The sequence below is a fragment of the Methylobacterium sp. J-026 genome, from assembly GCF_022829585.1.
Classification (GTDB): Bacteria; Pseudomonadota; Alphaproteobacteria; order Rhizobiales; family Beijerinckiaceae; genus Methylobacterium.
Genome location: NZ_JAKSYC010000327.1, coordinates 160,686 through 185,151, shown reverse-complemented (window position 1 = coordinate 185,151; position 24,466 = coordinate 160,686). Strand labels below are relative to the sequence as shown.

20 protein-coding genes are annotated in these 24,466 nt (G+C 69.7%); 7 read left to right on the top strand and 13 right to left on the bottom strand.

The window, feature by feature from the left end; genetic code table 11:
* The first annotated feature begins 40 nt into the window (after window positions 1-40).
* The 4 genes from MKK69_RS28800 to MKK69_RS28785 all read left to right on the top strand — a co-directional run bounded on the left by MKK69_RS28800 (window position 41) and on the right by MKK69_RS28785 (window position 5,847).
* A complete protein-coding gene (locus MKK69_RS28800) occupies window positions 41-877 on the top strand; it encodes a poly(R)-hydroxyalkanoic acid synthase subunit PhaE (RefSeq protein WP_243973583.1) in 837 nt (278 codons plus the stop codon).
* Window positions 870-2,000 (top strand): class III poly(R)-hydroxyalkanoic acid synthase subunit PhaC, encoded by a 1,131-nt coding sequence (gene phaC, locus MKK69_RS28795; RefSeq protein WP_243973582.1) that lies wholly within the window; start codon window positions 870-872, stop codon window positions 1,998-2,000. The genes MKK69_RS28800 and phaC overlap by 8 nt, the downstream gene beginning before the upstream one ends.
* Window positions 2,001-2,369: 369 nt before the next feature.
* On the top strand, window positions 2,370-4,382 hold the full coding sequence (locus MKK69_RS28790) for an acyl CoA:acetate/3-ketoacid CoA transferase (protein ID WP_243973581.1): 2,013 nt from the start codon (window positions 2,370-2,372) through the stop codon (window positions 4,380-4,382).
* Window positions 4,375-5,847 (top strand): NAD-dependent succinate-semialdehyde dehydrogenase, encoded by a 1,473-nt coding sequence (locus MKK69_RS28785; protein ID WP_243973580.1) that lies wholly within the window; start codon window positions 4,375-4,377, stop codon window positions 5,845-5,847. Before MKK69_RS28790 ends, MKK69_RS28785 begins: the two co-directional genes overlap by 8 nt.
* Before the next feature lie 71 nt (window positions 5,848-5,918).
* On the opposite strand, the gene MKK69_RS28780 is transcribed toward MKK69_RS28785, so the two are convergent.
* Together MKK69_RS28780 and MKK69_RS28775 are read right to left on the bottom strand one after the other, a co-directional pair.
* Window positions 5,919-6,578 carry a response regulator gene (locus MKK69_RS28780; protein ID WP_243973605.1) on the bottom strand — a complete coding sequence of 220 codons (660 nt, stop codon included), beginning with the start codon at window positions 6,576-6,578 and terminating at the stop codon, window positions 5,919-5,921.
* Window positions 6,579-6,921: 343 nt separating this feature from the next.
* Complete coding sequence (locus MKK69_RS28775; RefSeq protein WP_243973579.1) at window positions 6,922-7,341, bottom strand: hypothetical protein; 420 nt, start codon at window positions 7,339-7,341, stop codon at window positions 6,922-6,924.
* Window positions 7,342-7,370: 29 nt separating this feature from the next.
* On the opposite strand from MKK69_RS28775, the gene MKK69_RS28770 reads away from it, so the two are divergent.
* Both MKK69_RS28770 and MKK69_RS28765 read left to right on the top strand, forming a co-directional pair.
* The gene (locus tag MKK69_RS28770) at window positions 7,371-9,209 is read left to right on the top strand and encodes an aminopeptidase P family protein (protein WP_243973578.1); all 1,839 of its coding nucleotides are present in this window, start codon (window positions 7,371-7,373) and stop codon (window positions 9,207-9,209) included.
* Window positions 9,210-9,739: 530 nt separating this feature from the next.
* Complete coding sequence (locus tag MKK69_RS28765; protein ID WP_243973577.1) at window positions 9,740-11,890, top strand: protein-disulfide reductase DsbD family protein; 2,151 nt, start codon at window positions 9,740-9,742, stop codon at window positions 11,888-11,890.
* Between the two features lie 77 nt (window positions 11,891-11,967).
* Here the strand turns inward: MKK69_RS28765 and phoB are convergent, their stop codons facing one another.
* The 6 genes from phoB to pstS form a co-directional block, all read right to left on the bottom strand.
* Window positions 11,968-12,663, bottom strand: coding sequence for a phosphate regulon transcriptional regulator PhoB (gene phoB / locus MKK69_RS28760; RefSeq protein WP_243973576.1), 696 nt, complete (start codon window positions 12,661-12,663; stop codon window positions 11,968-11,970).
* 134 nt (window positions 12,664-12,797) lie between these two features.
* A complete protein-coding gene (gene phoU, locus MKK69_RS28755; RefSeq protein ID WP_243973575.1) occupies window positions 12,798-13,508 on the bottom strand; it encodes a phosphate signaling complex protein PhoU in 711 nt (236 codons plus the stop codon).
* Between the two features lie 136 nt (window positions 13,509-13,644).
* Entirely contained in the window at window positions 13,645-14,475 is an 831-nt protein-coding gene (pstB, locus tag MKK69_RS28750) for a phosphate ABC transporter ATP-binding protein PstB (RefSeq protein WP_243973574.1), read from the bottom strand.
* Window positions 14,476-14,500: 25 nt separating this feature from the next.
* Window positions 14,501-15,388 (bottom strand): phosphate ABC transporter permease PstA, encoded by an 888-nt coding sequence (pstA, locus tag MKK69_RS28745; protein ID WP_243973573.1) that lies wholly within the window; start codon window positions 15,386-15,388, stop codon window positions 14,501-14,503.
* A gap of 8 nt (window positions 15,389-15,396) precedes the next feature.
* Window positions 15,397-16,374, bottom strand: coding sequence for a phosphate ABC transporter permease subunit PstC (gene pstC, locus MKK69_RS28740; RefSeq protein ID WP_243973572.1), 978 nt, complete (start codon window positions 16,372-16,374; stop codon window positions 15,397-15,399).
* An 85-nt stretch (window positions 16,375-16,459) separates the two neighbouring features.
* Window positions 16,460-17,500, bottom strand: a complete 1,041-nt coding sequence (pstS, locus tag MKK69_RS28735) for a phosphate ABC transporter substrate-binding protein PstS (RefSeq protein WP_243973571.1) — start codon at window positions 17,498-17,500, stop codon at window positions 16,460-16,462.
* Between the two features lie 230 nt (window positions 17,501-17,730).
* Here pstS and MKK69_RS28730 point away from each other — a divergent pair, with 230 nt between their 5' ends.
* Window positions 17,731-17,976, top strand: coding sequence for a hypothetical protein (locus MKK69_RS28730; RefSeq protein ID WP_243973570.1), 246 nt, complete (start codon window positions 17,731-17,733; stop codon window positions 17,974-17,976).
* A gap of 23 nt (window positions 17,977-17,999) precedes the next feature.
* Here the strand turns inward: MKK69_RS28730 and MKK69_RS28725 are convergent, their stop codons facing one another.
* The 5 genes from MKK69_RS28725 to ftsZ all read right to left on the bottom strand — a co-directional run bounded on the left by MKK69_RS28725 (window position 18,000) and on the right by ftsZ (window position 24,442).
* Window positions 18,000-18,200 carry a hypothetical protein gene (locus MKK69_RS28725; RefSeq protein WP_243973569.1) on the bottom strand — a complete coding sequence of 67 codons (201 nt, stop codon included), beginning with the start codon at window positions 18,198-18,200 and terminating at the stop codon, window positions 18,000-18,002.
* 201 nt (window positions 18,201-18,401) lie between these two features.
* Entirely contained in the window at window positions 18,402-20,075 is a 1,674-nt protein-coding gene (recN, locus tag MKK69_RS28720; protein WP_243973568.1) for a DNA repair protein RecN, read from the bottom strand.
* A gap of 169 nt (window positions 20,076-20,244) precedes the next feature.
* Window positions 20,245-21,126 carry an outer membrane protein assembly factor BamD gene (locus MKK69_RS28715; RefSeq protein ID WP_243973567.1) on the bottom strand — a complete coding sequence of 294 codons (882 nt, stop codon included), beginning with the start codon at window positions 21,124-21,126 and terminating at the stop codon, window positions 20,245-20,247.
* Between the two features lie 189 nt (window positions 21,127-21,315).
* Entirely contained in the window at window positions 21,316-22,263 is a 948-nt protein-coding gene (lpxC, locus tag MKK69_RS28710) for a UDP-3-O-acyl-N-acetylglucosamine deacetylase (RefSeq protein WP_243973566.1), read from the bottom strand.
* A gap of 436 nt (window positions 22,264-22,699) precedes the next feature.
* Complete coding sequence (gene ftsZ / locus MKK69_RS28705) at window positions 22,700-24,442, bottom strand: cell division protein FtsZ (RefSeq protein ID WP_243973565.1); 1,743 nt, start codon at window positions 24,440-24,442, stop codon at window positions 22,700-22,702.
* Window positions 24,443-24,466: the final 24 nt, after the last annotated feature.

Below are 24,466 nucleotides of genomic sequence, written 5' to 3'. Positions count from 1 at the left end.
GAATACGCGAAGCCCAAAAAGACCGGGAGGGAACGCCAGCATGGATCAGTTCGACGCGTTCCGGGCGATGGGCGAGTTCTGGACCCGTACCGGTTTGGGATTCCTGTCGGGGAGCGCCGGCCAGGCCGCGCCCGGCTCCGGCTGGCCGGTCTTGCCGGAGGGGGATCTCGCCGGCCTCGCCGCCGCGCAGGCCAAGCTGACCGAGGCTTGGACCGCCGCCACCGCCCTGTCGCAGACCCTGGCCGAGTCGTTGCAGGGCGGCCCCGGCGCGCCGGACCCGACCGCCGGGGCGGTGCTCGCCCGGATCTTCGATCCGCAGGCCTGGCTCGGCGGCTCGGCCGAGTTCGACGCGGCGCTGACCCGCATGGCCGAGGGCCCGCAGCTCGCCGACCTGTGGCAGACGGAACGGCGCTACGGGGCCGTGTTCACCGCCTGGGCGGCTCTGCGCCGGACGCAGGGCGAGCATCAGGCCGTGATGCTCGACGCCTGGACGCGGGCTGCCGGTACCTTCGCCCAGGAGGCCAACGCCCGTGCCGAACGCGGCGAGGGCTTCGCCTCCGCCCGGGCGATGGTGACGCGCTGGGTCGAGACCGCCAACGCGATCCTGCTCGAGGTCCAGCGCTCGGAGAAATTCCTGGCCTCGCAGCGCGCCGTGCTCAAGGCCTCGACCGATCTGCGCCTCGCGCAGCAGGATCTGGCCGCCTTCCTGGCGGACTTCTACGGCCAACCGACCCGGGCCGAACTCGACGACGTGCACAGGAGCCTCACCGAACTGCGCCGAGAGGTGCGGGCCCTGCGCCGGGAACGCCGGATGGCGGCGGCGCGGCCGGCCCGCGGCGGCGGGGCCGCGGCCAACGGGGAGATGCATCATGGCTGACAGGGACGGTCCGACGGGCCCGGCGGTGCCGCTCGCCCTCTCCCCCGCCGAGATGCTGGCCGAGGTCGGCGCCCTCGGCCAGCGCATCAGCGCGGGCGCCAAGCTGTTCGCGGAGGTGCGCGACGCGGACGTGGAGATCGCCACCACGCCCAAGGATCTGGTCTGGAGCCAGGACAAGGTCCGGCTCTACCGCTACCGGCCGCTCGCGCAGCGCCGAGGCCTGCCGCCGGTGCTGATCGTCTACGGGCTGATCGGCCGCTACACGATGGCCGACCTGCAGGAGGACCGGTCGCTGGTCCGCAACCTCCTGAACCTCGGCCTCGACCTCTACGTGGTCGATTGGGGCAATCCGGGCCGGGCCGACCGCTACGTCACCATCGACGATTACGTGGACGGCTACCTCGCCGAGTGCGTCGCCTTCATCCAGGAGGCGGCCGGGCGCGAGCGGATCAGCCTGCTCGGCATCTGCGAGGGCGGGGTCTTCACCACCTGCTACGCGGCGCTCTACCCCGAGACCGTCAACGCGATGGTGCTGACCATCACGCCGATCGACTTCCACGCCGATGTCCGGGACGAGCGGGCCGGCCACGGCTTCATCAACGTCTGGATGCGGTCGCTCACCCCCGAGGATATCGACCGGCTGATCGAGGCGCAGGGCTCACTGCCCGGGTCGTTCATGGGCTCGGTCTTCTCGATGATGACGCCGATGCGCACCATGACGAAGTACAACCTCGACCTGCTCGACGCCCTGGACGACAAGAAGAAGTTCCTGAACTTCCTGCGCATGGAGAAGTGGATCGCCGACCGTCCGGACCATCCCGGCGAGGCCGCCAAGCAGTGGCTGAAGGACCTCTACCAGGACAACAAGCTCGTCCGGAGCGCCTTCGAGCTCGGTGGCAGGACGGTGGACCTGAAGGCCATCACCTGCCCGGTGCTGAACGTCTTCGCCCAGGACGACCACATCATCCCGCCGGCCACCTCGCAGGCGCTGAAGGATCAGATCGGCACGGACGACTATACCGAGATGGGCCTGCCCGGCGGCCATGTCGGCGTCTTCGTCGGCGGCAAGGCGCAGAAGTTGCTGGGGTCGGGCATCGCCGAGTGGCTGGGCGAGCGGGGATAGGATGATCGCGCCACGGTCCTCGCAAAGCGCGACGCCCCCGCCCTCCCCTCTCTCCGGAGAAGAATGCGGGACCCACACAGTGCGCGCGGCGCTGCGGCGGCAGGATGAAGCGCAGGTCCCCTCCTCCGTGCGGGAGAGGGACAGGGTGAGGGACGAGAACTATCAGGACGAGACGCGCCCTGAACGCACGTCTCTGGTGTGTTCCATCCTGAAGTTTCTCGCCCCTCACCCCAACCCCCTCCCGCACGGGAGAGGGCGCGCGCCGCGCTCCGCCGCCAACGCCAGTGCTCGATGCAGATCGGGGGGCATCGTAGTCCCCCGCAGAGGGGGGAGGGAGACGCGCGCGCGCCAGGCCCAGAGGACCACCCCATGGGCAGCCTGAAGAACAAGATCGTCAGTGCCGACGAGGCCATCGCCATCCTCCAGGACGGCGACATGGTCGCGGTCTCGGGCTTCGTCGGCATCGGGACGCCGGACGAGCTGATCCTGGCGCTGGCCCGGCGGTTCGAGTCCGGCGCCGGCCCGCGCGGGATCGGGCTGATGTTCGCCGCCGCCCCCGGAGACGGCAAGGAGCGCGGCCTCAACCGGCTCGCCATCCCGGGGCTCGTGCAGCGCGTGGTCGGCGGCCATTGGGCCCTGGTACCGAAGCTCGGCGCGATGGCGGTCGAGGGTCTGATCGAGGCCTACAACCTGCCGCTCGGCGTGGTCTCGCACCTCTACCGGGAGATCGCCGCCCATACGCCGGGCCACATCACCAAGGTCGGCCTGCGCACCTTCGTGGATCCGCGGTTGGAGGGCGGCAAGCTCAACGCGGTGACACAGGAAGACCTCGTCAGCGTGGTCGAGCTCGGCGGCGAGTCCTGGCTCCACTACAAGGCCTTCCCGGTGAACGTCGCGCTGATCCGCGGCACCACGGCCGATCCCGCCGGCAACATCACCATGGAGCGGGAGGCGCTGACCCTCGACAATCTCGCCGCCGCCATGGCGGCCAAGAACTCCGGCGGTTTCGTCATCGCCCAGGTCGAGCGGCTGGCCGAGGCCGGCTCGCTCGCCCCCCGCGAGGTCCAGGTGCCGGGCATCCTGGTCGATTGCGTGGTGCTCAGCCAACCCGAGAACCACCGCCAGACCTACGGTACGCCCTACAACCATGCCTTCACGGGCCGGCAGCGGGTCCCGCTGGACCGGATCCCGCCCATGGCCCTCGACGCCCGCAAGGTGGTCGCCCGGCGCTGCGCCTTCGAATTGCCCCCGGGGGGCGTGGTCAATCTCGGGATCGGCATGCCCGAGGGGGTCGCGGCGGTCGCCGCCGAGGAGCGGGTGCTCAAGTACCTGACGCTCACCGCCGAGCCCGGCGTGATCGGCGGTCTGCCGCAGGGCGGGCTCGATTTCGGCGCCGCCCTGAACCCGGCCGCGGTCCTGCACCAGAACCAGCAATTCGACTTCTACGATGGCGGCGGCCTCGACCTCGCCTGCCTCGGCCTCGCCCAGTGCGACGCGGAGGGCAACGTCAACGTCAGCCGCTTCGGCAAGCGGCTCGCGGGCGCGGGCGGCTTCATCAACATCTCGCAGAATGCCAAGAGCCTCGTCTTCGCCGGCACCTTCACGGCCGATGGGCTGAAGGTGACGGTGGAGGACGGCGGTGTCCGAATCCTCGCCGAGGGCCGCTCCCAGAAATTCATCGCCGCGGTCGAGCAGGTGACCTTCTCGGGGGCCTACGCGGCCGAGCGCGGCCAACCGGTGCTCTACGTCACCGAGCGCTGCGTGTTCCGCCGGACCCGGGCCGGCATGGAACTCGCCGAGGTCGCCCCGGGAATCGACATCGACCGGGACATCCTGGGCCGGATGGGCTTCACGCCGATCGTGCGCGATCCGAAGCCGATGGATCCCCGCCTGTTCCGCGAGGCCGTGATGGGGCTGGAACCCTGGCTGCTCGGCCTCTCCATGGCGGAGCGGATCAGCTACGATCCGGAGCGCAACATCCTGTTCTCGAACCTGGAGGGGTTTCAGGTCCGGACCATCGACGATGTCGAGCTGGTGCGTCGGGAATACGAGCGTGCCTGCCAGGAGATCGGCCGCAAGGTCCATCTGATCGCCAACTACGACGGGTTCGAGATCGACCCGACGGTGAGCGACGCCTATTTCTCGGCGATCGCCTATCTGGAAAAGCGGTACTACGAGACCGCGTCGCGCTACACGACCAGCGCGTTCCTGCGATTGAAACTCGGTGCCTCGTTGGCGAGCCGCGATCTGGCTCCCCATGTGTTCGAGACAAAAGCCGAGGCGCAGGCGAGGAATACGTCCCAGAGCGTGCCGCTCAAGACGCGGACGGCCATGTCCGAGCCCGACAGGCCGCAGCCGCCGAAGGAACCGTTGAATGCCTGAGACCGAAACCCTGTCCCTGAAGGACCGCGCCCTCCTGGTCGAAGCCTGCCTGATCGGCGGCCAATGGTCGGAGGCCGGCTCCGGCAGCATCGACGTCACCAACCCGGCCACCGGCGCGGTGATCGCCCGGGTGCCGAATGCCGGCGCCGCGGAGACCCGCAAGGCGATCGAGGCGGCGCATGCGGCCTATCCGGCGTGGCGCGCCAGGACCGCCAACGAGCGCGCGGTGCTGCTGCGCAAGCTCGCCGCGCTCGTGACTGAGCATCAGGAGGATCTCGCGCAGATCCTCACCGCCGAGCAGGGCAAGTCGCTGGCCGAATCCCGCGGCGAGGTCGCCATGTCGGCGGCTTACGTGCTGTGGTTCGCCGAGGAGGCCCGGCGCATCTACGGCGACGTGATCCCCTCCCCCTGGGGGGACCGCAAGATCCTCGTCACCAAGGAGCCGGTGGGCGTGGTCGCGGCGATCACCCCGTGGAACTTCCCGTCGTCGATGATCGCCCGGAAGATCGCGCCGGCGCTGGCGGCCGGCTGCCCGATCGTGATCAAACCCGCTTCGCAGACCCCGTTGTCGGGCCTCGCCTGGGGCGTGCTGTGCGAGCGCGCCGGCTTCCCGGCCGGGGTGGTGAGCATCCTCACCGGCTCCGCCCGCGCGATCGGCGGGGAGATGACCGGCAACCCCTTGGTCAAGAAAATCACGTTTACAGGCTCCACCGAGGTCGGCAAGGTGCTGCTGGAGCAGGCCTCCCACACGGTGAAGAAGGTCTCGATGGAGCTGGGCGGCAACGCGCCGTTCATCGTGTTCGACGACGCCGATCTCGACCGGGCAGTGGCCGGTGCGATGCTCGCTAAGTTCCGCAATTCCGGCCAGACCTGCATCTGCACCAACCGCTTCCTGGTGCAGGACGGGATCTACGACGCCTTCGCGGAGAAGATGGCCGAGGCCGCCAACCGCCTGAAGGTCGGCAACGGCGTCGAGGACGGCGTCGCCCAGGGGCCGCTGATCGACATGGCGGCGATCGAGAAGACCGAGGCGCATATCCGCGACGCCGTCGAGAAGGGCGGTCGGGTGATCGCCGGCGGCCACCGGCACGCGCTGGGCGGCCAGTTCTTCGAGCCCACGGTGATCACCGGCGCGACCCCCGACATGGCGGTGGCCCGCGAGGAGACTTTCGGGCCCCTGGCGCCCCTGTTCCGGTTCCGCGACGAGGCGGAGGCGATCCGCCTGGCCAACGACACCGAGTTCGGGCTCGCCTGCTACTTCTACACCCGCGACCTCGGCCGCACCTTCCGGGTCGCCGAGGCGCTGGAATACGGCATGGTCGGCATCAACGAGGGGATCATCACCACTGAGGTGGCGCCCTTCGGCGGCGTGAAGGAATCCGGCCTCGGCCGCGAGGGCTCCTACCAGGGCATCGAGGATTACCTGAACACCAAGTACCTCTGCGTCGGCGGGCTCGGCGGCTGACGCCGCTCGGGAAGCGGGCTGTCGGGCGCCACCGGCGGCCCGCGACTGCCCGCCTGCGGATCCGGCGACCGTCAGGCTGGCTGAGCGTTGTGGATCTGGTCGAAGTCGAGGGACGCCGTGTCGATCACGATCTGCGTCCGGCTGATCACTTCGAGCTTGCGCAGGATCTCCGAGACATGGGCCTTCACGGTCGAGTCGCCGACCTGAAGCTCGTGGGCGATCTGCTTGTTCAGCTTGCCCTGCCGGATCATCATCAGAACCCGCACTTGCTGCGGGGTGAGGCGGGCAAGGCGCTCAGGCAGCGGCGCCTTCTTGGATCGGGATTCCGGCGCAGCCGCCTCGGTGAGGCCCGGCGGCAGGAACAGCGACCCGCTCAGCACAGCACCGATCGCCCGGGTGAGCGTCGCCTTGTCCATGGCCTTCGGGACGAAGCCGGCTGCCCCGTGCTGCAGGGCCTCGCGCATGATCCGCGGGTCCTCGTGACCGGAGACGATCAGGATCGGGACGCGCGGGAAGCGCGCCCGGATCGAGATCAGCCCGTCGAAGCCGGAGGTGCCCCGCATCGACAGGTCCAGGAGCGTCAGGTCGATGCTCCTGTTGGTCGCCAGCACTGCGCAGGCTGCCTCGATCCCGTCGGCCTCGTCCAGCATTGCGTCCGGATGCGCGAGACGGATCGTGGCCGCCAGGGCGTCCCGGAACAGCGGGTGGTCGTCGACGATCAGCAGATGCACGGACAACGTGGTCCTTCTTTAGAAAACCCCACGGGTGCCGTCGAGAACCGGGACGGGAGGGTCGAGGATTGCTCGAAGCGGCCCCGGGGCGCAAGCGGATGCTGAGGGAGCCGCCGGCACCCCGGGGCCTCGGCGGGCCGTCCCGGAGCGAGCCAGCGGCCCAATCCCGGGGCTTGGCACTTCAGACGCGGGCCGGGCCGGCCTTCTCGCCAAGGGCCTGACCACGGGCTGCACGATCCTGGCGCGTGAGCGCGGTGCCCGGCGGGTCGCCGCTTACCCGTGCAGCGCCGTCCGCTCCACCAGCAAGATTCCGCTTCACCGACTCGATCGACAATCCGATCCGCTAGCGCGCCGTGCGCAGAATCCCCGGTCGGCAGAACCTGTCCGGTTCGGCCTCGATCGAGGCCGGCACATCGGCCGCGTCTGTCTGCGCTACCGGCGCGCCGAGCGCCGCCATGAGAATGCGCAGACCGTCGATCCACTCCTCGACCTCGGCGAGCGACGCGAAGCCGTCGCGCCGGATCACGGTCTCGGGTTCGATCGTCACGACGGCGTCGAAAGTGCCGTCCGGTCCGTCGCTGATCCAGTAATAGACGCGCCGTGCCATGGTTCGAAAATAGGCCAAAACCCGCGGCGTGATAAGATTGTTCGCGATTTTTTCACGGTAAAACAGGGACCCGTCGCGGTTATCGCTCCTCCGACGCAGCCGGCCCCACGCGCGTGCCGTGTCACCGGCACGCGCGCCGAACGGGCCGGTTGCCACCCTGGCGGCGGGCGCTCTACCCTCGCCGCATGATCGAGCCACCTCCGTCCCGACCGCGCCCGCGCTTCCAGACCTTCGACGATCCGGGCCACCGCAAGGGCGCCGAGCGGATCGAGGCGCTGCGGTCGGCCCTGCGCGAGGCCGGCCTCGACGGTTTCGTCGTGCCGCGCGCCGACGAGCATCAGTCGGAATACGTGCCCGCCGATGCCGAGCGGCTGGCCTGGCTCACCGGCTTCACCGGCTCCGCCGGGACCGCGGTGATCCTGACGGATTCCGCCGCCCTGGTGGTGGACGGCCGCTACACCCTTCAGGCGCCCGAGCAGGTCGATACCGCCATCCTCACGGTCGTGCCCCTGGCCGAGTCGACGCCGGAGGCGTGGATCGGCGCCCACCTCAAGCGCGACCACGTGCTCGGTTATGATCCGTGGCTGCATACGCCGGACGGGCTCGCGCGCCTGGATCGGGCCGCCACCAAAGCGGGGGGCGCGATGCGCGCCGTGCCGAATCTGGTCGACGCGGTCTGGGCCGGCCGGCCGAAGCCGCCCGCCGGGCCGGTCGTCCGCCACCCGGATGCCCTGGCGGGCGAGACGGTCGAGGAGAAGCTGGTTCGGGTGCGCGCGATCCTGGCCGAGGCCGGCTGCGACGCCCTGGTGATCTCGGACCCGCACAACCTCGCCTGGGCGTTCAACCTACGGGGTGCCGATATCGGCCACACGCCCCTGGCGCTCGGCTACGCGATCCTGCCCCGCGAGGGGCTGGCACGCCTGTTCCTGGTCTCGGGGGAGGTCGACCCGGCCCTGCGCGCGGCCCTCGCCCCCGTCGCCGAGATCCTGCCCCGGGCGGCGCTGGAGGACGGGCTCGGATCCTTGAGCGGGGTACGGGTCCGGCTCGACGCGGCGACGGGCGCCGTCGCCCTGAAGGAGAAGATCGAGGCGGCCGGCGGCACCGTCGATGTCGGCAAGGATCCGATCACCGGGATGAAGGCGGTGAAGAACGCCGCCGAGATCGCCGGCGCGCGCGATGCCCATGGCCGCGACGGGGCGAGCGTCGTGCGCTTCCTCGCCTGGCTCGACGGTGCGGCCGCGGCGGGCGATCTTACCGAGATCGCCGTAGTCGAGGCGCTGGAGGATTTCCGCGCCGCCGGCGGCGACCTGCGCGACGTATCGTTTCCGACGATCTCGGGATCTGGACCGAATGGGGCGATCGTCCACTACCGGGTCACCCGCGCCAGCGACCGGGCGGTCCGGCCCGGCGAGCTGTTTCTGATCGATTCCGGGGCGCAATACCCGGACGGCACCACCGACATCACCCGCACCGTCGCGGTGGGGGAGCCGAGCGCCGCGATGCGCGATCGCTTCACCCGGGTGCTGAAGGGCCACGTCGCTATCGCCCGGGCGGTCTTCCCGAGGGGCACGACCGGCGCCCAGATCGACGCCTTCGCCCGGGCGCCCCTCTGGCAGGCGGGGCTCGATTTCGACCACGGCACGGGCCATGGAGTCGGGGCGTTCCTCTCGGTCCACGAGGGGCCGCAGCGCATCGCCAAGACCGGCACGGTGGCGCTGGAGCCTGGGATGATCCTGTCGAACGAGCCTGGCTACTACGCCGCCGGCGCCTACGGCATCCGGATCGAGAACCTCGTCCTGGTCGAGCCGCGCGCGGTTGCGGGCGGCGAGCGCCCGATGCTCGGCTTCGAGACGCTGACGCTCGCGCCCTACGACCGGCGGTTGATCGATCCGGACCTGCTCGATCCGGGCGAGCGGATCTGGATCGACGCCTATCACGCGCGGGTCCGCGAGGTCCTGATGCCAGTCCTTGATGCCGGCGCGCGCGCATGGCTGGAGCGGGCGACGGTGGCGCTGCCGGGCTGACGCCGTTACGGCCTTGGGGCGCAAGATGGCCGCTCTTGTGCTGCCGCGCGGCGCAGAACGGATCGACAGATGTCTCGAAGCCGGTGCGCGCTCCGGCCGTGGTCCCGGAGCGTATCGGCACATGCCTCAACGTGCCCTGGATCTCGCCGAGCCGGCTGGAGGATTTGGGCGCCCTTTCGTTCGATCGCCCGTGCGGTCGTGGAATTGCAGAAGCGGCGGCAGGCCGCCGATGACGATCCCGCACAGTCGTTCGTTCCGACAGATGCGCGCGCCGCCCTCGGACTCCGCCCGCTCGGCAGTCGACCACTTTTGCCAGTTGCGGGACGATCAACGGACGGCGTTCCTCGACCTGGTGCTCTTTGAACCCCCGCGGTTGAAGGCCGTCGATGTCGCGGCCCATGGGTCGATTATCCGGGCGCGGGACACGCATTGAATCGGCGCGCTATAAGGCGTCCGTCACGGAAAAGTCCGCCCCAGGCTCGAAGAGACCGCGCGTGAAACCGCGCCCGCCCGGCGCGCGAAGGGACAGTATGATCCGCCGCTTCGCCTTCCAACTCCTGCTGCTCGCCGCCTGCTGCACGCCCGCTTTGGCGCAGGGCCTGCGCACGCCGCCGGATCTCGTGCGGTCGAGCCTCGTGGCCGAGCCCGCCGCGGTGACGGGGGCGCAGCCCTTCACCCTGGCCGTGCGCATGCAGGTGAAGCCCGGCTGGCACGTCTACTGGCGCAATCCGGGGGATTCCGGGCTGCCGCCCGAGGTCACCTGGACCCTGCCGGCCGGCTTCAACGCCGGGGCGATTCGGTGGCCGGCGCCGGAGCGCATCCCGATCGCGACGCTGATGAATTACGGCTACGAGGGCGAGGTCACGCTCCTCGTCCCCGTGACGCCGCCGCCGAGCCTCGATCCCGCGACCCCGGTGGAGATCCGGGCCAAGCTGACCTACCTCGTCTGCGAAACCGAATGCGTGCCGGGCTCGGCGGACCTCGCCCTGACCCTGCCGGTGGGGGCACCGCGGCCAGATCCCGACATCGCGGCCCTGTTCGCCCGCGCCCGGGCCGCCCTCCCCGCACCGGCGCTCTGGCCACTGCGCCTGTCGAGCCAGGGCGACACTCTGCGGCTCGACTTCGCGGCGGCCGGCCTCCGGCCCGACGCGGTCCGGAACGCCGCCTATTTCCCCTATGCCGAAACCGCGATCGACAATGCCGCCGCGCAGGTGATGTCGGTCGACGGGACCGGCCTGCATCTCACCCTCGCCCGGAGCAGCCCAACCGATCCGGCGCCCGAGGCCCTTCCCGGCGTGCTGACCCTAGACGAAGTGACGGAGGACGGCAGCCGCCACCTCGCCTTCGCGTATGGCGACGAGCCCATGCTCCCGGCCGTGGGGCCGCCGGTCGACGCGGCGACCCCGCGGCCGGCGTCCGTCCCCGACGGGGATGCGCTGACCCTTGCGACCGCCGCCGCCTTCGCCTTCCTCGGCGGGCTGATCCTGAACCTGATGCCCTGCGTCTTCCCGGTGCTGTCGATCAAGGTGCTGGGTCTCGTCCGGCATGCCGGCGAGAGCCCGGCCCGCCTCCGGTTGCACGGCTTCGCCTACACGGCCGGCGTGCTCGCGAGCTTCCTGGGGCTCGCTGCCCTGCTGATCGCCCTGAAGGGCGGCGGGGCTGCGATCGGCTGGGGCTTCCAACTGCAATCGCCCGCCGTGGTGGCGGGGCTCGCCTATCTGCTGTTCGCGATGGGCCTGAACCTGTCCGGGGCGGTTCAGATCGGGGGCCGCCTCGCCGGTCTCGGCGACGGGCTGGCCCGGCGCGCCGGCCTGAGCGGCTCGTTCTTCACTGGCGTGCTCGCCACGCTGGTGGCGACGCCCTGCACGGCGCCGTTCATGGGCTCGGCGGTGGGCTTCGCCCTGACCCAGAGCGCCGGCGTGGCGCTCGCCGTCTTCGCGAGCCTCGGGCTCGGCCTGGCCCTGCCGTTCCTGGCGCTGACCCTCTGGCCGCCGGCCCTGCGGGCGCTGCCGCGGCCGGGCGCCTGGATGGAGACCCTCAAGCAGGGGCTCGCCTTCCCGGTCTATGCCACCGTGGCCTGGCTGATCTGGGTCCTGGCGCAGCAGGTCGAGCCGAGGGGGCTTCTGGCGGCATTGATCGGCTTGGTGCTGGTGAGCTTCGCCGCCTGGGCCTGGGAGCGCGGGCGCGGCGCTGCGCCCGGGGCCGCCCGGATCGCGCAGGTCTGCGCGGCCCTGGCGCTCTTCGCCGTCGCGGCCCTCGCGCTCACCCTCCCGCAGGACCGTGCGGGTCCGGGCGCGCAAGCCTTCACCGGCGGTACCGAGCCGTTCACCCAGGCGCGCCTCGACACGCTGGTCAACGCGGGCAGACCCGTCTTCGTCAACATGACGGCGGCTTGGTGCATCACCTGCGCGGTCAACGAGACCACCTCCCTCTCTACGAAGGCGGTGCGGACCGCGATGACCGAGCGGGGCGTGACCTACCTGAAGGGCGATTGGACCAACCAGAATCCCGAGATCACCCGCCTCCTGGAAAAGCACGGGCGGAGCGGCGTGCCGCTATACCTGCTCTATGCCGGCGCGGGGGAGCCTCTGGTGCTGCCCCAGATCCTCACCGAGGGGACGGTGCTTCAGGCTCTGGCCTCGGTTCCGACCGCCGACAAGAGCGCCGCGCTGACCCGCTGAGCAGCGCGGCCGGTGTCGATGCAGGGTTTCCAAACGGGCTGGATCCCGGACATTTTGAATCCGAGAGACCGCGCCGCTCACGCCTCGAGCGAGAAGGTCTCGTCGAAGGCGTATCCGGAGCCGCGGACGGTGCGGATCGGATCGGGCTGGCGCGGACCGTTCAGCGCCTTGCGCAGGCGCCCGACATGCACGTCCACGGTGCGCTCGTCGATATAGACGTCGTGGCCCCAGACCCCGTCGAGGAGCTGTTCCCGGGAGAAGACCCGCCCCGGGGCGAGCATCAGGAATTCGAGCAGCCGGAACTCGGTGGGGCCGAGATGCAGCTCTTCGCCGGCGCGCCGCACCCGGTGGCCGGTGCGGTCGAGTTCGAGATCCCCGGCGGCCAGCCGATCCGAGACATGGGCGGGCTTGGCCCGGCGCAGGAGGGCGCGGATCCGGGCGAGCAACTCCGGGACCGAGAACGGCTTGACGATATAGTCGTCCGCGCCCGTGCCGAGGCCACGGACCCGGTCCCCCTCCTCGCCCCGGGCGGTGAGCATGATCACCGGCAGACGCTCGGTCTCGCGCCGGGCGCGGATGCGGCGGCAGAGCTCGATCCCGGAGAGGCCCGGCAGCATCCAGTCGAGCAGGACCAGATCGGGCATGCGCTCGGCCAGGAGCAGTTCCGCATCGTCACCGCGGGCCGCCGTATCGACCAGAAAGCCCTCGGCCTCCAGGTTGTAGCGCAGCAGCGTGGTCAGTGCCTCCTCGTCCTCGACAATCAGGACTTGCATGCTCACGTTCGATGACCTGTTCTGAGGGCGAACCCGCCGCGCGTTCCGGAGGCCCAGCCCGTCTCATCTGGAACCAGTCGTCGCCGCGGCGACCGCCCCGAAGATGGTGAGGCGCCGTGGGTTCGCTCCGGGACCTATTCGTGCTCGACCGTCGCGTAGTTCGACGCATCGTTCTTGGGCCGGTCGCCCGCCAGAGTCTCGCCGGTGGCGAGATAGTGGATGGTCTCGGCGATATTGGTGGTGTGGTCGCCGATGCGTTCGACGTTCTTGGCACAGAACAGCAGGTGGGTGCAGAACGAAATGTTGCGCGGATCCTCCATCATATAGGTCAGGAGCTCGCGGAACAGCGAATTGTACAGCGCATCGATCTCGCCGTCGCGCTCCCACACGTCATGGGCGGCCTCGATGTCGCGACTCGCGTAGGCATCCAGTACGTCCTTGAGCTGGCCCTCTGCGAGGTCGCTCATGTGGCGGACGCCCAGCACGATCTTCTGTGCCGGGGCCTGATCGGAGATCGCAACCACACGCTTCGCCACGTTCTTGGCGAGGTCGCCGATCCGCTCGAGATCGCCCGAGACGCGGATCGCCGAGATGGTCTCGCGCAGGTCGATCGCGAGCGGCTGGCGCCGGGCGATCAGCAGGACGGACCGCTCCTCAATGTCCCGCTGGAGGGCGTCGAGGCGCTTGTCGGCGAGGATCACCGCCTGGGCGAGCCCGTCGTCCCGCCGGACGAGGGCGTCGGTCGCCTCGGCGGTCATCTTCTCGGCCACGCCGCCCATCTCCGAGATCGAGCGGCGCAGGTTCTCCAGGTCGGTATCGTAGGACGAGACGATATGGCCGGGCATTGGGGAGATCCTTCGATGGGGGCCGCGACGTGCGATGCCTCGGGGACGTGCGATGCCTCGGGTCTAATGCAGATCTTACCCGGCCGCGGCGGCTATGCTCGCGCGCAGCGCCGCGGGGGTGCGGTTCGGAGCCTGATCAGCCGAAACGGCCGGTGATGTAATCCTGCGTCCGCCGCTCGGTCGGGTTCATGAACAGCCTGTCGGTCGGCCCGACCTCGACGAGTTCGCCGAGATACATGAACGCGGTGAACTGCGAGATGCGCGCCGCCTGCTGCATGTTGTGGGTGACGATCGCGATGGTGAATTCGTCGCGCAGCTGCTCGATCAGTTCCTCGATGCGCCCCGTCGAGATCGGGTCCAGCGCCGAGGTCGGCTCGTCGAACAGGATGACGTCCGGGCGCTGGGCCACGGTGCGGGCGATGCATAGGCGCTGCTGCTGGCCGCCCGACAGGCCCATGCCGGACTGCTTGAGCTTGTCCTTCACCTCGTCCCAGAGGGCCGCCTTGCGCAGCGACGTCTCGACCCGGTCGTCGAGATCCGATTTCCCCAGCTTCTCGTAGAGGCGGATGCCGAAGGCGACGTTGTCGTAGATCGACATCGGGAACGGCGTCGGCTTCTGGAAGACCATGCCGACCCGGGCGCGCAGATCGTTGAGATCGATCTTGGGATCCAGGATGTTCATGCCGTCCAGAAGGATCTGTCCCTCGGCGCGCTGCTCCGGATAGAGGCTGTAGATCCGGTTGAAGGTCCGCAGCAGGGTCGACTTCCCGCAGCCCGAGGGGCCGATCAGGGCCGTCACCTGCCGGTCGTGGAAGTTCAGGTCGATGTTCTTCAGGCCGTGAAAATGGCCGTAGTAGAAGTTCAGCCCCTTCACGGCGATGCGTACGGGGGCATTGGTGTCGGCCCCGGTCTTGGCGGAGGCCTGGAACTGGCGGTCGGTGGTGACGGACGCTGCGGCGGTGCTCATCGGGTTGATCCTTCGGGCTTGCGCTTCAGCGGGCACGCTGCGGCTTGATCACCACGCGGGCGATGACCGAGAGGGCGAGGATGGTCATGGTGATCAGGAGTGCCCCGGCCCAGGCGAGCTGTTGCCAGTTGGGATACGGCGAGAGCGCGAATTGGTAGATCATCACGGGCAGGTTCGGGATGCCGCCCATTAGGTCGGCATTGAACCAGCTGTTGTTGTTGAGGGCCGTGAACAGGAGCGGGGCGGTCTCGCCCGCGATGCGGGCCAGAGCCAGGATGATGCCGGTGACGATGCCGGCCGAGGCCGCCCGCCAGGTCACCTTCATGATCACCGTGGAGGGCGGCGCCCCCAGGGCCACGCCCGCTTCCCGCAGGGTACCGGGGACCAGGCTGAGCATGTCCTCGGTGGTGCGCACGATCACGGGCGTGGCGATGATGGCGAGGGCGACGCCGCCGGCCCAGCCCGAATAGCTGCCCATCGGTCGCACCATCAGCGTGTAGATGAACAGGCCGATCAGGATCGACGGGGCCGAGAGCAGGATGTCGTTGAGGAAGCGGATCACGAAGGACAGTTTCGAGGTCCGGCCGTATTCCGCCAGGAAGGTTCCGGCCATCACGCCGACCGGGGTCGCGATGACGATGCCGATGGTGGTGAGCACGAGGCTGCCGAGGACCGCGTTGGCGATGCCGCCGCCCTCGCTGCCCGGCCCCGGCGTCGGCTGGGTCAGCAGGGTCGACGTGAACCCGCGCACACCCTGGACGATCAGCATCAGCAGGATCGAACCCAGCACGATGACGCCGAGGAGCGTGGCGAGGGCGCAGAAGCCGCGGAGCACCGCGTCGGCCCGGCGCCGGCCGGGACGGACGCGGCTCTGCGCGAGCGGAGGCGCCGCAAGTGTGTTGGTCGCGTCCATGGGGCTCCTCAACCGACCCGCACGCGCCGCGTCAGGATGCGCGCGGCGACCAGAACGATGAAGGTGATGACGAAGAGAATGCAGCCGAGGGCCATCAGGGCGTTGAGCTGCATGCCGTCCGCCTCGTTGAACTCGTTGGCGATCCGGGACGCGATGGTCGAGCCGGGATCGAAAATCGAGGCCGAGAGCCGGTTGGCGTTGCCGACCACGAAGGTGACCGCCATCGTCTCGCCGAGCGCACGGCCGAGGCCGAGCATGATCGCGCCGATGATCGACACCGAGGCGTGCCGGATCAGCACGAAGCGCACCACCTCCCAGGTGGTGCAACCGACCCCGTAGGCGCTCTCCCGCATGATCGTGGGGATCTGGTCGATCATGTCGCGGGCGATGGAGGCCACGAACGGTACGATCATGATCGCCAGGATGATGCCCGCCGTGAGCACGCCGACGCCTGACGGGATCCGAGCGTACAGCACGGTCCCGATGATCGGCAGGCCCTCGACGATGTTGGAAACCGGGATCTCGATGAACCGCGCGAAGAGCGGGGCGAAGATGAACAGGCCCCACATGCCGTAGATGATGCTCGGCACCGCGGCGAGGAGCTCGATCGTCATGGCGACGGGCTTGCGCGCCCAGTTCGGGCAGAGCTGCGTCAGGTAGATCGCGATGCCGAGGGAGATCGGGACGCCGATGGCGAGGGCCAGGAGCGCCGAGATCAGCGTCCCGGTGACGGCCACCAGCGCGCCGTACTGTTCGGTGCCGACGTTCCAGGCGCTCGAGGTCAGGAAACCGAGGCCGAACTGCTGGAAGGCGGGAAGGCCGCCGTAGATGATGGCGCTGAGGATGCCGGCGAGGACGATCAGCACCAGGAGCGCCGCCCCGTAGGCACAGGCCCGGAACAGGGTGTCGAGATTCTTGCTCGGCCCCTTCCGCGCGGCGGTCGCTCGGGTGCGGGCGAGGACAATCGTTTCAGTCAAGGCGGGCATCCGCGATTCTCTGCGAAGGGTGGCGTGGTAACGCGGTGCGATCCCAGAAGCGAGGGAGGAGGCCGAAACCTCCTCCCCGCCACGCTCACATGTTGAAGACGGGCTTCCCGTCCTTGTCCTTCACGTTTTTCCACTCGTCGTGGATCAGTGCCACGACGTTGTCGGGCAGAGGAACATAGTCGAGATCGGAGGCGAGCTTGTCGCCGTTCTTGTAGGCCCAGTCGAAGAACTTGAGCACGGCGGCGGCCTTGGTCGGATCAGCCGGATCCTTGTGGATCAGGATGAAGGTCGCGGCGGTGATCGGCCACGCGTCGTCGCCCGCCTGGTTGGTGAGCGAGATGCCGAAGCCCGGGGCCGACTTCCAGTCGGCGCTGGCGGCGGCGGCCTGGAACGCCTTGTCGTCCGGCTGCGGGAACTTGCCGGACTTGTTCTGCAGCAGGGCGTAGGCGAGCTTGTTCTGCTTGGCGTAGGCGGATTCGACGTAGCTGATCGAATTCGGCACCTGCTTCACGGTGGCGGTCACGCCCTCGTTGCCCTTGCCGCCCTGACCCACCGGCCAGGAGATCGTCGTGGCCGCACCGTAATCCTTCTTCCAGGATTCCGAGGCCTGGGCCAGGTAGGTGGTGAAGATGTTGGTCGTGCCCGAGGCATCGGAGCGGTAGACCGGGGTGATGTTGGTCTCGGGCAGCTTCAGACCGTCATTGAGCTTGGCGATCCGCGGATCGGTCCATTTGGAGATCTTGCCGGCGTAGATGTCGGCCAGGATCTCGCCGGTGAGCTTGAGCTTGCCGGGCTCGACGCCCGCGATGTTCACGACCGGAACGACGCCGCCCATCACCGTCGGGAACTGGACGAGGCCGTCCTTGGCGAGCTGCTCGCCCTTCAGGGGCGCGTCGGTGGCGCCGAAATCGACCGTCTTGGCCTGGATCTGCTTGATCCCGCCGCCGGACCCGATCGACTGATAGTTCAGGCCCGATCCGGAATCCTTGCGGTAGGCCTCGGCCCACTTCGAATAGACCGGGAATGGGAATGTGGCGCCGGCACCGGTGATGTCGGCGGCGAGCGCAGCGGACGCCAGCTGAACCGTCGCGAGGCCGACGGCGAGCGCGTAAGCGAAGGGTCTCAATGGTATCTCCGTTGCCGTCGGGCGAGAGCCTGCGCCGCCCCGCCGGCATGCTCATGCCCGCGGCAGAGCCTTGCGGCCGTCTACGATGAGACTTAGCGCCGGCCGCCCGATGGGGCGCGGTTACGACAGGGAGATGACACCGGCATGACATCGCGCCGCAGTTCCGGCGGCACGGTTCATGGGTCTCGCGCGTTCCTCACCGGGAATGGCATCGGAAGGACGTTGCATTGGTGGCGGGCGAACGGGCCGATTCAGCGAGCGAGGCCGATCCGGGCTGGCTTGCCCTGCATGCCGAGCGCGAAGCCGTGGAGCGCGCCCTCACCCTCGCGCAGGCGCGCCAGAAGTTCAGCACCGATCCGGAGGCCGCCGCCGCGGCACGGCGCGACGAGGCGGACCTGCTGGTCAATCTCGATCGCGTGCTGACCTTGATTCGGGCCGCCGAGTATCGCCGGACACCCGGGGCGCGCCGCTGGTAGCGTCGGGGCTGCGGAGTTCCGCTTCAGCTCGCCCGGCGCAGCTCCCGCTCCTTCTGGCGCAGGCGCAGCAGCAGCTCCACGTGGGTGTCGGTGATCGGTTGCGTATCGACGCTGCCCTCGTAGACCGTGCGCAGGGACAGGCCGAGCTGGCGCGTATCGATCGCCTGTTTGAGCGGCTGTCCCGCGCACGGGAGCGCATCGGGCTCGACGACTGACAGCTTCATGTTTTCCTCCCGCCCATCGACCGCCCAAACCCGCTGCGGCGCCGGGATTTGTTAAGTGTTAGCCGGAATGGTTAACGAACCGTTACCCTCAACCAACGGTTAAGCTTACCTGTCACGACAGACCTTGGCGCGAACCTCGGACCCTCGACCGATGTCCGACCGCGTCCCCGCGCTTCGAAGGCCGCCGCGCGGGACGCTGCCTCAACCGTCGGCGCCCTGGAGCAACCGCGCCGCGGCCGCGCGGGCCTCGTCGGTTATTGTGGCGCCGGCCAGCATCCGGGCGATCTCCTCCCGGCGCTCGGCGACGGGCAGGCTCTCCACACGGGTGGCGACGCGGCCGGCGCCCTTCACCGGCGCCTTGGCGATCAGGAAATGCGTGTCGGCGCGCGCGGCCACCTGCGGGGCGTGGGTGACGGCCACGACCTGCACGGTGGTCGCCAGCCGGGCAAGGCGGAGGCCGATGGCGTCGGCCACCGCACCCCCGACGCCGGTATCGATCTCGTCGAAGATCAGTGTCGGGGCCGAGCCCTTGTCGGCCAGCACCACCTTGAGCGCCAGCATGAACCGCGACAACTCGCCCCCCGAGGCGACCTTCATCATCGGGCCCGGCTTGGTCCCGGGATTGGTCTGCGCCCAGAACTCGACGCGGTCTGTGCCGGCCGGATCGCGTGACTCCGGGTCGGTGGCGATCTCGGTGATGAATCGGGCACGCTCCAGCTTCAGGGGCGGCAGCTCAGCCTTCACGGCAGCGTCGAGCTGCTTGGCCGCGCGGCGGCGGCCGGCGCTGAGCTTCTCGGCCGCCTCCGCGTAGCCGGTCTCCGCCCCGGCGAGCGCCTGTTCCAGGCCGGTCAGCGCCGCCTCGCCGGCATCGATCGCCGCCACGTCGCCGGCGTAGCGCTCGGCTAGGGCGGCGAGATCGTCGGCCGGGACGTCGTATTTGCGGGCGGCGGCCCGCAGGGCGAACAGGCGTTCCTCCACTCGTTCCAGATCGCGGGGGTCGAACTCGGTCTCCGCCACCGCCGCGTCGAGCACGGCGCGGGCCTCGTCGAGGGCGACCAGCGCGGCGTCCAGGGTGTTGACGCAGGGATCCACGAGGGCCGGGAGCTGCGCGGCGCGGCGTTCGAGCTTGCGCAGGGCGGCCGAGATGTGGGGTACGCCCGAATGGGGGCCGCCCACGGCTTCCAGCGCCTCGTTGAGCTCGCGCGCCACCTTCTCCGATTGCTGCATGATGCTGCGGCGCTCGGCGAGCTGGGCTTCCTCCCCCGGGAGTGGCGCGAGCGCAGCCAGTTCCTCCACGGCGTGGCGCAGGAACTCGGCCTCCTTGCGGGCCGCCTCGATGCGCGCGCGGTGCTCGGCGAGCGCGGCGCGGGCCGAGCGCACCGCCCGGGAGGCCGTCGCCACCTTGGCGAGCGGGCCCTGAAGGCCCCCGAAGGCGTCGAGGATCGCCCGGTGCGTGGCCGGATCGGCCAGCGCCCGGTCGTCGTGCTGCCCGTGGATCTCCACGAGAGCCGCGCCGATCGCCCGCAGGACCTGGACGCCCACCGGCTGATCGTTGACGAAGGCGCGGGTGCGGCCGTCCGCCATCTGGGACCGCCGCAGGATCAGGTCGCCCTCGGTGTCGATCTCGGCCTCGGCGGCGATCCGGCGCGCCGGATGGCCGAGGGGCAGGTCGAATACCGCCGTGACCACGCCCTGCGCTTCCCCGTGCCGGACGAGGCGGCCGTCGCCGCGGCCGCCGAGCGCCAGGGCGAAGGCATCGAGCAGGATCGATTTGCCCGCGCCTGTCTCCCCGGTCAGGACGCTGAGGCCCGAGCGGAAATTGAGTTCGAGTCGATCGATCAGGACGATGTCGCGGATCGCGAGCTGCGCCAGCATGCGGCGAGACTGTTCCTCAGGGCGGGATCGCAGACATAAGCCCGACGGGGCGCCGATTCACCCCAAAAATGCGGCCGCCCGGTCGCCCGGTGCCCAAGAACGGCAAGGGCCCGGAGCGGAGGCTCCGGGCCCTGACATATCGAGAACGGCCCGATCGGGGGCCGGCCCCTCACTCGGCCGAGGCGGTCTTGCCCGTGACCGTGCGGTAGATCTTCGAGAGGAAGGACGACTTCTCCTCGCGGGGCTCCACGCCGTTCTGGGCCAGGAGCGCGTGCGCGTCCTTGTACCAGGGGCTTTCCGGGAAGTTGTGCCCGAGCACCGCGGCGGCGTTCTGCGCCTCCTGGGTGATGCCGAGCGCCCAGTAGGCCTCGGTCAGGCGCTCCAGCGCCTCCTCGGCATGGCGGGTGGTCTGATACTTGGACACCACGTCGCGGAAGCGGTTGATCGCCGCCGGGAAGTTGCGCCGCTCCAGGTAGAAGCGTCCGACTTCCATCTCCTTACCGGCGAGCTGGTCGCGGGTGATCTGGATCTTCGCCTTGGCGTCGGTGGCGTATTCGGAGGTCGGATACTTCTGGACCAGCTCCTGCAGGGAGGCGAGCGCCTTCTCGGAGCGCTCCTGGTCGCGGGTCACGTCCGGGATCTGCTTGTAGTTCGACATCGCCATCAAGTACTGCGCGTAGGCCGCGTCCTTGCTGGCCGGGTGCCGCTGCAGGTAGCGCTTCGAGGCGCTGATCGCGTCGTCGTACTTCTGGCCCTCGTAATTGGCGTAGGCCGTCATCAGCAGCGCCTTCCGGGACCATTCCGAATACTGGTACTGCTTGTCGAGGCTGTCGAACTTCTTGACCGCGCCCTCGTAGTCGCTGTCCTCGAGCTTGGCCAAGCCGTCGCTGTAGAGCTTGTCGGCCGGGACGTCGGGGACGACCTCGGGCTTGTACTTCTCGGAGAAGAGGTTGGTCGGGTCGAAGTCGCAGCCGCCGAGGCCCAGGCCGAGGATGGCCACGAGGGGGGCCGCGAAGGCCGCCGCCCGGCGATGACGAATGGTGACAGGCATCTGGCGCTCTTTCCCGAACTGGCGCCATCCTGCGCCGTCATGCCATCGCGTGGGTGGACTCGACCCGTTCGGGTCTCGGCCGCCGTTCACGGACCGTTAAACCGTGCCGTTCGATTCGGGCACGAAAGCGGCAAGGCTGAGGCGGCGAGGATCCTTGGCCGGCTGTGTCCCGCAGGCCACAGAGACGTTTCAGAGATCGCCGGCGAAGGCGGCGATGCCGAGGCCGACGCCGAGTTCCGAGAGAACGGTCTCGCGTCGCGAGCCCTGCGCCTCCACGATGGCGTAGTTGGCCCGGTCGGAGAAGAGGGCGGAGAGCACGCCGACATTCATCCGGTGGCCGCCGCAATAGGAGCGGTAGGCCCCCTGGATCGGCAGACCGGCCAGAGCGAGGTCGCCGATCGCATCGAGGATCTTGTGCCGGACGAACTCGTCCGGGAAGCGCAGCCCCTCGGGGTTGACCACCGCGGTCTCGCCGACCGCCACGGTGTTCTCCAGCGAGGCGCCCAGGGCGAAGCCCGCCTTCCAGTAGCGCTCCACGTCCCGCATCATCCCGAAGGTGCGGGCGCCGGCGATCTCGCGGCGGTACACGGCGGGCGACAGGTCCATCGCCTTGCGCGAGCGGCCGATCACCGGGCTCTCGAAATCGATCTCGACGTCGAGGCGGAAGCCCCTGTCGATCGGCCGGAGTTCCGCGAAGGACCGGCCGGTCTCGATGCGGATGTGGCGCAGGATCTTGAGCCAGCGCCGCGGCATGTCGCAGGTGGCGATCCCGACCCGGTCGATCGCCTGGATGAAGGGGAGTGCGGAACCGTCGAGGATCGGCATCTCGGGCCCGTCGATCTCGACCAGGGCGTTGTCGACGCCCAGACCGTAGAGGGCGGACATCAGATGCTCGACGGTGGCCACCGCGCCGGTGTCGACCTGTCCGAGGACGGTGCAGAGCTCGGTGGCGGAGACGAGGGCATGATGCGCCTTGATCAGGCGATCGTTGCCGTGGGTGGTACCGGTGCGGAGGAAGGCGACGCCATGATTGGCGGGGGCGGGGCGGAGCGTGATCTCGGCGGGGTTCCCGGAATGGACCCCGATGCCCGAGAGAGTCGCCGGCCCTTTGAGGGTCGTCTGTTTAAGCGTTCGCATTCCTTAGCCCCCGGCCGCGATCAGGGTCCGCCATTCCGACCGGGAATGGAGGAAACTGACTGATCCGTCCGCTGCTTGATGCCCCTGCCCACGCGATCAGGTTGTATCCCGATGCATGTCTCGTCGGTCTCGATGCTTCTATAGCTGCACCGCACAGGGCAGCCAAATCACGGATTCTTACGCTCTGTTACAGACACGCTTGCGGCCTCGTGGCCGTAAAGTGCTGTCCCGTCAGAGGTTTAAAGATTGGTTAATGCGTGGCTAACTCGCGGCCGTTCTGTGTCGCGGATGCACCACGCATCCCCTCACGACAGGGCATGCGGCACTTCCAGGGCCGGCAACGGCCAGCCGTGCCGAACTTCAGGTTGAAATGCGGCGACGCGAAGAGCCGGCGGTCGCCCGCCGGTCCTCCGCGTCGCCAGAGCCTGCCGGACCTTCAGTTCGCCTGACGGCGGAGGAAGGCGGGAATCTCCAGCTGGTCGTCGTCCATCATCCGGGGCTGGGGTGCCACCCGGCCCTGCGGGTCGAGATGGCCTTGGGCCGGGCGGTACTGCGGCACCGCCGGAGCGACGGGCGCGCGCGGCGCCGGGGGCACGTGCGGCTGCGCCATCTGCGGCTGCGGCATGGCGGGCGCCGCATTCCTGGCCGCGGGCGCAGCGCCCTCGACCTCGTCGCGGCGACCGCCGAAACCCACCGTTGCGAGCCGGCGCAGGAGCGAGGTCCGCTTCGATTCCGGGGCCGAGTCCTCGGCGGCGCGGTTCGCCATGATCTGGTTCTGGGCGATCGGCGGCAGCTCGTGGATCTGCGGCATCCGCGGGGCGCGGGCGAGCGGCGTGGCACCTGGGGCGGCCGGGCGCGGCGGCACGAACGGGCCGGCCTGGTACTGCGGGGCGGGTTCGGCCGGGAGCGGCGCGGGCGGCGGGACGAAGGCGGCCGCGGCCCGGGGCTGGACCTGGGCGAGCACCACGTCGTCGCGGGTCACGGGAGCGACGGGCTCGCGGGCGACGTGGGGCTCCGGCCGCATCTCGTGAGCCGGCTGCGGCGCGGGGGCCGGAGCCGGGCTCGGCGCCGGGGCGGCCGCCTCGGTGCGGATGCTCGGCACCGGCGAGGACGCGCGGGCGCGGGCCTCGGCCCGCAGGCGCTCGGCAACCTCGGCGATACGCTGCTCGGTCTCGGCGATGGCCGGGTTGTTGGGCGAGTTGGCCGAGATCAGCAGCGGCTCGATGCCGGTGGCGACCACCGAGACGCGGATGATGCCGTCCAGGCTCTCGTCGAAGGTGGCGCCCAGGATGATGTTGGCGTCCTGATCGACCTCCTCGCGGATGCGGGTGGCGGCCTCGTCGAGCTCGTACAGGGTCAGGTCCGAGCCGCCGGTGATCGAGATCAGCAGGCCGCGGGCGCCCTTCATGGAGACGTCGTCGAGGAGCGGGTTGGCGATCGCGGCTTCCGCGGCGCGGTTGGCGCGCTTCTCGCCCGAGGCCTCGCCGGTGCCCATCATGGCCTTGCCCATGCCGCGCATGATCGCCCGCACGTCGGCGAAGTCGAGGTTGATGAGACCCTCCTTCACCATCAGGTCGGTGATGCAGGCGACGCCGGAATAGAGCACCTGGTCGGCCATCGCGAAGGCGTCCGCGAAGGTGGTCTTCTCGTTGGCGACCCGGAACAGGTTCTGGTTCGGGATCACGATCAGGGTGTCGACCGCGGCCTGCAGCTCCTGGATGCCCGACTCGGCGGTGCGCATGCGGCGCACACCCTCGAACTGGAACGGCTTCGTGACGACGCCGACGGTCAGGATGCCCATGTCGCGGGCCGCGCGGGCGATGACCGGGGCCGCGCCGGTGCCGGTGCCGCCGCCCATGCCGGCGGTGATGAAGCACATGTGGGCGCCCGAGAGCTGGTCGCGGATCTCGTCGATCACCTCGTCGGCGGCCGCCGAGCCGACCTCCGGGTGCGAGCCGGCGCCGAGGCCCTGGGTGACGCCCAGGCCCATCTGGATCACCCGCTCGGCCTTCGAGGAGGTGAGCGCCTGCGCGTCGGTGTTGGCCACGACGAATTCGCAGCCCAGGAGGCCCGATTCGATCATGTTGTTGACGGCGTTGCCGCCGGCGCCGCCGACGCCGAAGACCGTGATGCGGGGCTTGAGTTCCCGGATGTCCGGCGCCTGGAGGGTAATGGCCATGGTGTCGAGCCTCTCGCTTACTCT